Annotated in this window: 8 protein-coding genes and 1 riboswitch; all 8 genes read left to right on the top strand. The window is 75.8% G+C overall.

What is annotated here, in order from left to right:
- On the top strand, nucleotides 1-839 hold an 839-nt coding region (locus NUV38_RS16875; protein WP_257730224.1), incomplete at its 5' end, for a VWA domain-containing protein.
- Entirely contained in the window at nucleotides 839-1,453 is a 615-nt protein-coding gene (cobO, locus tag NUV38_RS16870) for a cob(I)yrinic acid a,c-diamide adenosyltransferase (RefSeq protein ID WP_257730223.1), read from the top strand. The genes NUV38_RS16875 and cobO, both read left to right, overlap by 1 nt.
- Before the next feature lie 79 nt (nucleotides 1,454-1,532).
- Nucleotides 1,533-4,109 carry a cobyrinate a,c-diamide synthase gene (locus NUV38_RS16865; RefSeq protein ID WP_257730222.1) on the top strand — a complete coding sequence of 859 codons (2,577 nt, stop codon included), beginning with the start codon at nucleotides 1,533-1,535 and terminating at the stop codon, nucleotides 4,107-4,109.
- Entirely contained in the window at nucleotides 4,106-5,107 is a 1,002-nt protein-coding gene (cobA, locus tag NUV38_RS16860; RefSeq protein WP_257730221.1) for a uroporphyrinogen-III C-methyltransferase, read from the top strand. Before NUV38_RS16865 ends, cobA begins: the two co-directional genes overlap by 4 nt.
- 4 nt (nucleotides 5,108-5,111) lie before the next feature.
- Nucleotides 5,112-5,543 (top strand): histidine phosphatase family protein, encoded by a 432-nt coding sequence (locus NUV38_RS16855; RefSeq protein WP_257730220.1) that lies wholly within the window; start codon nucleotides 5,112-5,114, stop codon nucleotides 5,541-5,543.
- A 69-nt stretch (nucleotides 5,544-5,612) separates the two neighbouring features.
- Nucleotides 5,613-5,680, top strand: a riboswitch (cobalamin riboswitch).
- Nucleotides 5,681-5,739: 59 nt separating this feature from the next.
- Nucleotides 5,740-5,961 carry a CbtB-domain containing protein gene (locus NUV38_RS16850; RefSeq protein WP_257730219.1) on the top strand — a complete coding sequence of 74 codons (222 nt, stop codon included), beginning with the start codon at nucleotides 5,740-5,742 and terminating at the stop codon, nucleotides 5,959-5,961.
- 146 nt (nucleotides 5,962-6,107) lie between these two features.
- Complete coding sequence (locus tag NUV38_RS16845) at nucleotides 6,108-6,941, top strand: CbtA family protein (RefSeq protein WP_257730218.1); 834 nt, start codon at nucleotides 6,108-6,110, stop codon at nucleotides 6,939-6,941.
- A gap of 28 nt (nucleotides 6,942-6,969) precedes the next feature.
- The gene (locus NUV38_RS16840; RefSeq protein ID WP_257730217.1) at nucleotides 6,970-7,737 is read left to right on the top strand and encodes an adenosylcobinamide-GDP ribazoletransferase; all 768 of its coding nucleotides are present in this window, start codon (nucleotides 6,970-6,972) and stop codon (nucleotides 7,735-7,737) included.
- Nucleotides 7,738-7,877: the final 140 nt, after the last annotated feature.

Raw genomic sequence — 7,877 nt, 5'->3', positions numbered from 1 at the left:
GCCAGGCCGCGGAGTCAACGGTCGGCGCCGGCCAGCCGGTGCGGGCCCGCCTGCTGCAGGTCGACGGCGTGGGTGCCGGCGTCTCGGGTCGTCGTTCGCGCGCGGTGACCGACGACGGCCGACGGATCGGCGCGCGCACCCCGGCCGGTCGCAGCGGCTCGCTGCACCTCGTCGAGACGGTCCGTGCGGCGGCACCGCACCAGCACGCGCGGGGACGCACCGAGGGTGGCCGCGTGCTGCTGCGTCCGGCCGACCTGCGCGTGGCCGTGCGCGAGGGGCGCGAGTCCAACCTGGTGCTGCTGTGCGTCGACGCCTCGGGCTCCATGGCGGCCCGGCGGCGGATGGAGCAGGTCAAGACCGCGGTGCTGTCGCTGCTGCTCGACGCCTACCAGCGCCGCGACAAGGTCGGGCTGGTCACCTTCCGCGGCGCCGACGCGACGCTCGACCTGCCACCCACGTCGTCGGTCGACGTCGCCGCGCGCCGGCTCGAGGAGCTGCCGGCGGGCGGGCGCACCCCGCTGGCCGAGGGTCTCGCCGCTGCCGCGGACGCCCTGCGTCTCGAGCACATCCGCGACCCGCTGCGCCGACCGCTGCTCGTGGTCGTCACCGACGGTCGGGCCACCTCGGGCCCGGACGCCCTGGCCCGCGCCCACCGCGCGGCCGACCACGTGCGCGCGAGCGGCGTGGCGTCGGTGGTCGTCGACTGCGAGACCGGCGGCTTCCGTCTCGGGCTCGCGTCGGTGCTGGCCGACCGGCTCGGCGCACAGCACCTCCCGCTCGGCGAGGTGAGCGCCGAGAGCCTGACCTCCGCCGTCCGCACGGTGAGGGAGGTGGCCTGATGCCCCAGGGTCAGCCGCTGGTCGTGCCCGACGACGGCCTCACCACCCGCCAGCGCCGCAACCGACCGCTCGTCATGGTGCACACCGGTCCCGGCAAGGGGAAGTCCACCGCCGCGTTCGGCCTGGCCATGCGGGCCTGGAACCAGGGCTGGAAGGTCGGCGTGTTCCAGTTCGTCAAGTCCGCCAAGTGGCGCGTCGGCGAGCAGTCCGTGCTCGAGCACCTGGGTCGCCTGCACGAGACCGAGGGCCTCGGCGGTCCCGTCGAGTGGCACAAGATGGGGTCGGGATGGTCGTGGTCGCGCAAGTCCGGCACCGACGACGACCACGCCGTCGCGGCCGCCGAGGGCTGGGCCGAGATCAAGCGCCGCCTCGCCGCCGAGACCCACGACCTCTACGTGCTCGACGAGTTCACCTACCCCATGACGTGGGGCTGGGTCGACGTCGACGACGTCGCCGACACCCTCGCGTCGCGGCCCGGTCGCCAGCACGTGGTGATCACCGGCCGCGACGCCGCCCCCCGGCTCCTGGAGGTGGCCGACCTCGTCACGGAGATGACGAAGGTCAAGCACCCCATGGACGCCGGCCAGAAGGGTCAGCGAGGCATCGAATGGTGAGCGTCGAGCATCGCCCAAGCCCACGGCCGGCGGGGGTGCCGGGCCGGGGGCGGCAGACGACACAGCGGGGCATCGAGTGGTGAGCACCGTCCTCCCTCGTCTCGTGGTCGCGGCCCCCGCGTCGGGTCACGGCAAGACCACCATCGCGACCGGTCTCATGGCGGCGCTCGCCCGTACCGGGCTGAAGGTCTCGGGCCACAAGGTGGGACCGGACTACATCGATCCCGGCTACCACGCGCTGGCCACCGGACTGCCCGGCCGCAACCTCGACCCGCACCTGTTGGGGGAGGAGCGGCTCGTGCCGCTCCTGCAGCACGGCGCGGCAGGGGCCGACCTCGCGGTCGTCGAGGGTGTCATGGGTCTGCACGACGGCATGCTCGGCACCGACGGCTACGCCTCCACCGCCCACGTGGCCCGCGCGACCGACAGCCCGGTGGTGCTCGTGGTCGACGTGTCGTCGGCGTCGCGCTCCATCGCGGCGCTGGTCCAGGGCATGGTCGCCTTCGACACGTCGGTGCGGGTGGCCGGTGTCGTCCTCAACAAGGTCGGGTCCACGCGGCACGCCGACGAGGTGGTGCGCGCGCTCGAGAGCACGGGGGTGCCGGTGCTCGGCATCGTGCACCGCGACGACGGCGTCGTGGCCCCGTCGCGCCACCTCGGGCTGGTGCCCGCGGCCGAGCGGGACGACGCGGCGGCCGCGCTCGACCGGCTCGCCACCCGGGTCGCGAAGGCCGTCGACCTGGAGGAGGTCGTGCGCATCGCCCGGTCGGCGCCGACCCTGCAGGGTGCGGCGTGGGACGCCGCCGACGAGGTCGGCCCTCCGCCCGCCGGGCCGCGGCGGGTGGTCGCCGTGGCCGGCGGCCGCTCGTTCACGTTCCGCTACGCCGAGACGGTCGAGCTGCTCGACGCCCTCGGCTGCGACGTGCGGGTGTTCGACCCCCTGCACGACGAGTCCCTGCCGGAGGGCACGTCGGGGCTCTACCTGGGGGGCGGCTTCCCCGAGGTGCACGCGGCGACGATCTCGGCCAACGAGCCCCTGCGCCACGCCATCGCGGACGCCGTGGCCGCCGGGGTGCCGACCGTGGCCGAGTGCGCGGGCCTGCTGTACCTCTGCCGCTCGCTCGACGGCGCCCCCATGGTGGGGGCGCTCCCGGCCGACGCCGCCATGACGCCGCGCCTGACCCTCGGCTACCGCACGGCGGTGGCCCCGGGCGAGCACCTGCTCGCCCCGGTCGGCGGCCGCGTGACCGGCCACGAGTTCCACCGCACCCACGTCACGCCGTCGTCCGGCGCCGACGACGCGTTCGGCGTCGCCTGGACGAGCGCCCACGGCGAGGCCGGCTTCGCGAGCCCGACGCTCCACGCGTCGTACCTGCACACTCACTGGGCGGGCCACCCCCGCATGGCCGCGCGCTTCGCCGCGGCGGTCCACGCCGCACCTCGCTGGTCGAGCAGTCCGGACGGCGAGCGCCAGCGAGCTCGACCGGACGTATCGAGACCACCCGGCAGCGGCTGCTCGACCAGCGAGGACCTCCCCGCTGGTCGAGTAGCCGACGCGGGCGAGGGACGAGCCTCGCGGGGGCGTATCGAGACCACCCGGCAACGGTTCAGCGCGACCGACCCGCTCCGCCACCACGGCGACGTCGAGGCCACCGAGGGACTCGTCGACCTCGCGGTCAACGTGCACGACGGCCCGCGTCCGACGTGGCTCGACGATGCCCTGCGCTCCGCGCTCGACGACGTCGGCCGCTACCCCGACGCCCGTGAGGCCGAGGCGGCCGCGGCTCGGCGGCACGTCCGTCCCGCCGACGAGGTGCTCGCGACCGCCGGTGCGGCGGAGGCGTTCACGCTGCTGGCCCGGGCCCGCGACTGGCAGCACCCCGTGGTGGTGCACCCGCAGTTCACCGAGCCCGACGTCGCGCTGCGCCAGGCCGGCCACGACCCGCAGCACGTGCGGCTCGGCCACGACTTCGCGCTCGAGCCCGACCGCGTCCCCGACGACGCCGACCTCGTGGTCGTCGGCAACCCCACCAACCCCACCGGTGTCCTGCACCCCGCCTGGGCGATCCGTGCCCTCGCGCGGCCCGGCCGCGTGGTCGTGGTCGACGAGGCGTTCATGGACGCCGTGCCCGGGGAGCAGCACTCGTTCGCCGGCGCCCCGGCGGGGGTGCCGGGCCGTGGGCGGCAGACTGGCACAGCCCTTCCCGGGGTGCTGGTCGTGCGCAGCCTGACGAAGCTCTGGAGCATCCCCGGCGTGCGCGCGGGCTACGTCCTCGGCGACCCCGACCTGCTGGCCGACCTGCGCGCCCAGCAGCCGCCGTGGTCGGTGTCGACGCACGCCGCCGCCGCGATCGTCGCGTGCACGTCCGACGACGCCCGCGCCGAGGCGACCCGTCGTGCCGCCGACGTGGGCCGGAACCGGGCCGTGCTCACCGACGGCCTCGACGAGCTGGGTGTCCACCACCTGCCGTCGTCCGCGCCGTTCGTCCTGGCTCGGGTGGGGCCAGGGGTCCACGGAGCGCTGCGCGACGCCGGGTGGGCGGTGCGGCGCGCCGACACCTTCCCGGGACTCGACGACGCCTGGATCCGCGTCGCCGTGCGCGCTCCCGACGTCACCCGTCGCTTCCTCGCCGCGCTCGCGCAGGTGCGGTCGTGAGTCGGCGCGTGCTCGTGGCCGGCGGCGGCCTGCGCGCCGCAGCGGCAGCGTCGTCGGCCCTGGCCGAGGGCGACACCGTCACGGTCGTGGCCCCCGACCTCGTGGCCACGCTCGAGGACCTCGTCCACCGTGGCCTCGTCTCCTGGCGGCGCGGAGAGCTGTCGCTCGACGACGTGCTCGCGGCCGACGTGGTGCTGCGGGTGCCGGCCGACGGTGCCGATCGCCGCCCACGGCCCGGCACCCCCGCCGGGGCCGTGGGTGACGTCGTCCTCGTCGGCGCCGGGCCGGGCGACCCCGACCTCATGACCGTGGGTGGCCTGCGCACCCTGGCCGAGGCCGACGTGGTGGTGACCGACCGGCTCGTCCCGCTCGCCGCGCTCGACGCGGTGCGGCCCGACGCCCAGGTGGTCGACGTCGCGAAGATCCCGGGCGGCCGGTCCACCGGGCAGGACGCGATCGACGCGCTGCTCGTGGAGCACGCCCTGGCCGGCCGTCGCGTGGTGCGGCTGAAGGGCGGCGACCCGTTCGTGTTCGGCCGCGGCGGCGAGGAGGCGATCGCCTGCGCCCGCGCGGGTGTGCCGGTGCGGGTGCTGCCCGGCGTCACGTCGTCGGTCTCCGGCCCGGCCCTCGCGGGCATCCCGGTCACCCACCGGGGGCTCACGCAGGGCTTCACCGTGGTCTCGGGCCACGTGCCGCCCGACCACCCCGACTCCACGGTCGACTGGAAGGCGCTCGCGTCGACGGGCACCACGATCGTCGTGCTCATGGGCGTGCGCACCCTCGGCGCCATCGCCGAGGCGCTGGTGAGCGGTGGCCTCGACCCCGACACCCCGGCCGCGGTGGTCGCCGACGCGGGCCTGCCCAGCCAGCGTCGGGTCGACGGCACCGTCGCCACGATCGCGCGCGTCGCGGCCGACGCCGGCATCGGCGCTCCGGCGGTCACGGTCGTCGGCCGCGTGGTCGAGGCGCTGCCCCTCGAGCCGGCACCAGTGGCGTGAGCCGGTGACCCGCCTGCTGTGGATGCGCCACGGCGAGTCCACCTGGAACGTCGCCGGCCGCGAGCAGGGCCGCACGGCCCACCCGCCGCTCACGGACCTGGGGCGGCGGCAGGTGCTCGCAGCCGCCGAGCAGCTGGCCGACGCCGACGTCGCCGCCGTGGTGTGCTCGCCCCTGGTCCGTGCCCGCCAGAGTGCCGACCTGGTGGCGGCCCGGCTCGGGCTCGAGGTCGTGGAGGACTCGCGTCTGGTCGAGCGCGGCCACGACGAGACGCTCGACGACGTGCTCGGGCGCCTCGCGGACTTCCTGGCGTCGGGCCCGGCCGACGACACGCTCGTCGTGACCCACGGCGACGTGATCGCCTACGTGGTGGCTTCCCTCGACGGCACGGCACCGTCCCTGCCCGCCAACGCCGAGGTCCGCGTGACGCAGTCGTAGGAATCGTTCGTGGGAGACCCTCGCGCAGGACCCCTCGGCTGCCCTACGATGACGAACGATCGACGGTGCGGAAGCCGGTGGGAATCCGGCGCAGTAGCGCTACTGTGACGCCTCAGCACGACGGGGCGGAGCCAGACCCAAGCCGACGACAGCCATCCATCCACGGGACGCACTCATCCCTCAGGAAAGGCCTGCCATGTCGCAGCTCTCCCCAGCCCGCTCCGTCGACCTCGTCGGTGTGGCCACGCCCATCGCCGTGCGCGAGCTCGCCCCCTGGGCGCTGTTCGTCGCCCTGTTCGCCGTCCTGGCGCTGTACTTCGTCGGTGCCGAGCAGGGAGCAACCTCCCTGCTCGCGGGCGACACCGTGCACGAGTGGGTCCACGACGGACGCCACCTGCTCGGCTTCCCCTGCCACTGATCAGCACGGTCATTGATCAGCACCGTCACTGAGCAGCCCTGTCGCTGACCAGCCCGACGTCTGACGGCGCCGCACCGAGCCCCGGTGCGCGACCCGTCGTCCCTGCCTGCGCCAGGCGCGGCCCCCACGCGAGAACGGAACCCTGCATGCCCACGTCCCTGACCCCCCGCACCTTCCTGGTCCACGGCCTCGTCGCCGGCCTCGTCGGCGGCATCCTGGCCTTCGTCGTCGCGTTCGCCGTCGGCGAGCCGCCCATCGACGACGCGATCGCCCTCGAGGAGTCTGCGTCCGCCCCGGCCGACGCCGGCGCGCACTCCCACGAGGAAGGCGCGGCGCACTCGCACGGCGAGGAGGAAGGCGCGGCGCACTCGCACGGTGACGACGAGGCGGGCGGCATCACCCGAGGCCAGCAGGCCGGGCCCGGCCTGCTCACGGCGACGGTCCTGTTCGGCCTCGTGGCCGGTGGCGTCGCCGGCATCGCCTCGGCCTTCGCGGTCGGGCGGCTCGGCGGCCTGCGCCCCGTCGCGTCGACCGGTGTCGTCGTGGCCTTGGCCTACCTCGTCTACACCGTCGTCCCGTGGGTGAAGTACCCGCCGAACCCGCCCGCGGTCGGCTCGGGCGACACGATCGGGGAGCGGACCGCGCTCTACTTCGGCTTCGTGGCCGTGTCGCTGCTCGCCGGGGTGGCGGCCGTCCTGCTGGTGCGGGCTCTCCTGGCGCGCGGACCGTGGCTCGCCGTGGTCTCCGGCGTCGCGCTCTACCTCGTGGTCGTCGGCGTGGCGGCCGTGGTGCTCGCGCCGATCGACGAGGTGCCCGACAGCTTCCCGGCGAACACGCTCTACTCCTTCCGGATCGGCGCGCTCGCCACGTCGACGGCGATGTGGGCGGGGGTGGCGCTCGTGCTCACCGGCCTCACCGCCCGCACGTGGCGGGCCCGCCAGGCCGACGAGCTGCGTCGCGCCCGGGCCGCGGCACTCTGAGCCCGCTCCGATCCGCGATGATGCGTCCATGACCGCCGCCTCGACCGTCGACGCCTGGCGGCTCGCCGTGGGCACGCTCACCGCGTGGCCGGTGCGGCCGCCCCGGGCGGTCGACCACCTGACGGCCGGCCGGGCGATGGTGCTCGCTCCCGTCGCCGTGCTGCCGCTCGCGATCGGGGCGACCGTCGTCGCGCTGGGAGGCCAGGAGCTGGGGATCTCGCCGCTGGTCACGGGCCTGCTCGTCGTCGGCCTGCTGGCGCTCGGCACCCGGGCCTTCCACCTCGACGGCCTGGCCGACACCGCGGACGGACTCACCTCCTCCTACGACCGCGACCGCACGCTGGCGGTCATGCGATCGGGTGACGTGGGGCCGGCCGGCGCGGCGGCCCTCGTGCTCGTGCTCGGCCTCCAGGCCGCGGGGGCGGCCTCGCTCGTGGCCGCGGGCGACGCGGCGCTGGTCGGTGCCGCGGTCCTGCTGTCGCGGTCCGTCCTGGTGGTCGTGTGCTCACGGGCGGTGCCGGCCGGGGACGGCTCGGGCCTGGGCGCCACCATGGCGCAGAGCGTCCCGCTGCCCGTCGCGGTCGTCGCCCACGCGGGCTGGGCCGCGCTGCTCGTCGGGGCCTGCGTGCTCGCGGACGTGCCCTGGTGGCACGGTCTGGCCGCAGCGGCGGCCGCCCTGGTCGTCCTCGGCCTGCTGCTGCGTCGCGCCCACCGTCGCATCGGGGGCGTGACGGGCGACGTGATGGGTGCCGGCATCGAGCTCACCCTCGCCACCGTGCTCGTGGTCCTCTCGTGAGGCCGGCCTCCGCAGGTCTGGTGCTCGGGTTCGTGGCCGACCGCCTCCTCGGTGACCCGCGCCGGCTGCACCCGGTGGCGGGCTTCGGGCAGGTGGCCGCGGCGCTCGAGCGCCGCACGTACGCCGACCGACGGGGTGCG

The organism is Aeromicrobium sp. 50.2.37, from assembly GCF_024655735.1.
GTDB lineage: Bacteria > Actinomycetota > Actinomycetes > Propionibacteriales > Nocardioidaceae > Aeromicrobium.
The sequence above is the reverse complement of the archived record's forward strand: the minus strand, read 5'-3'. Positions and strand labels throughout refer to the sequence as shown.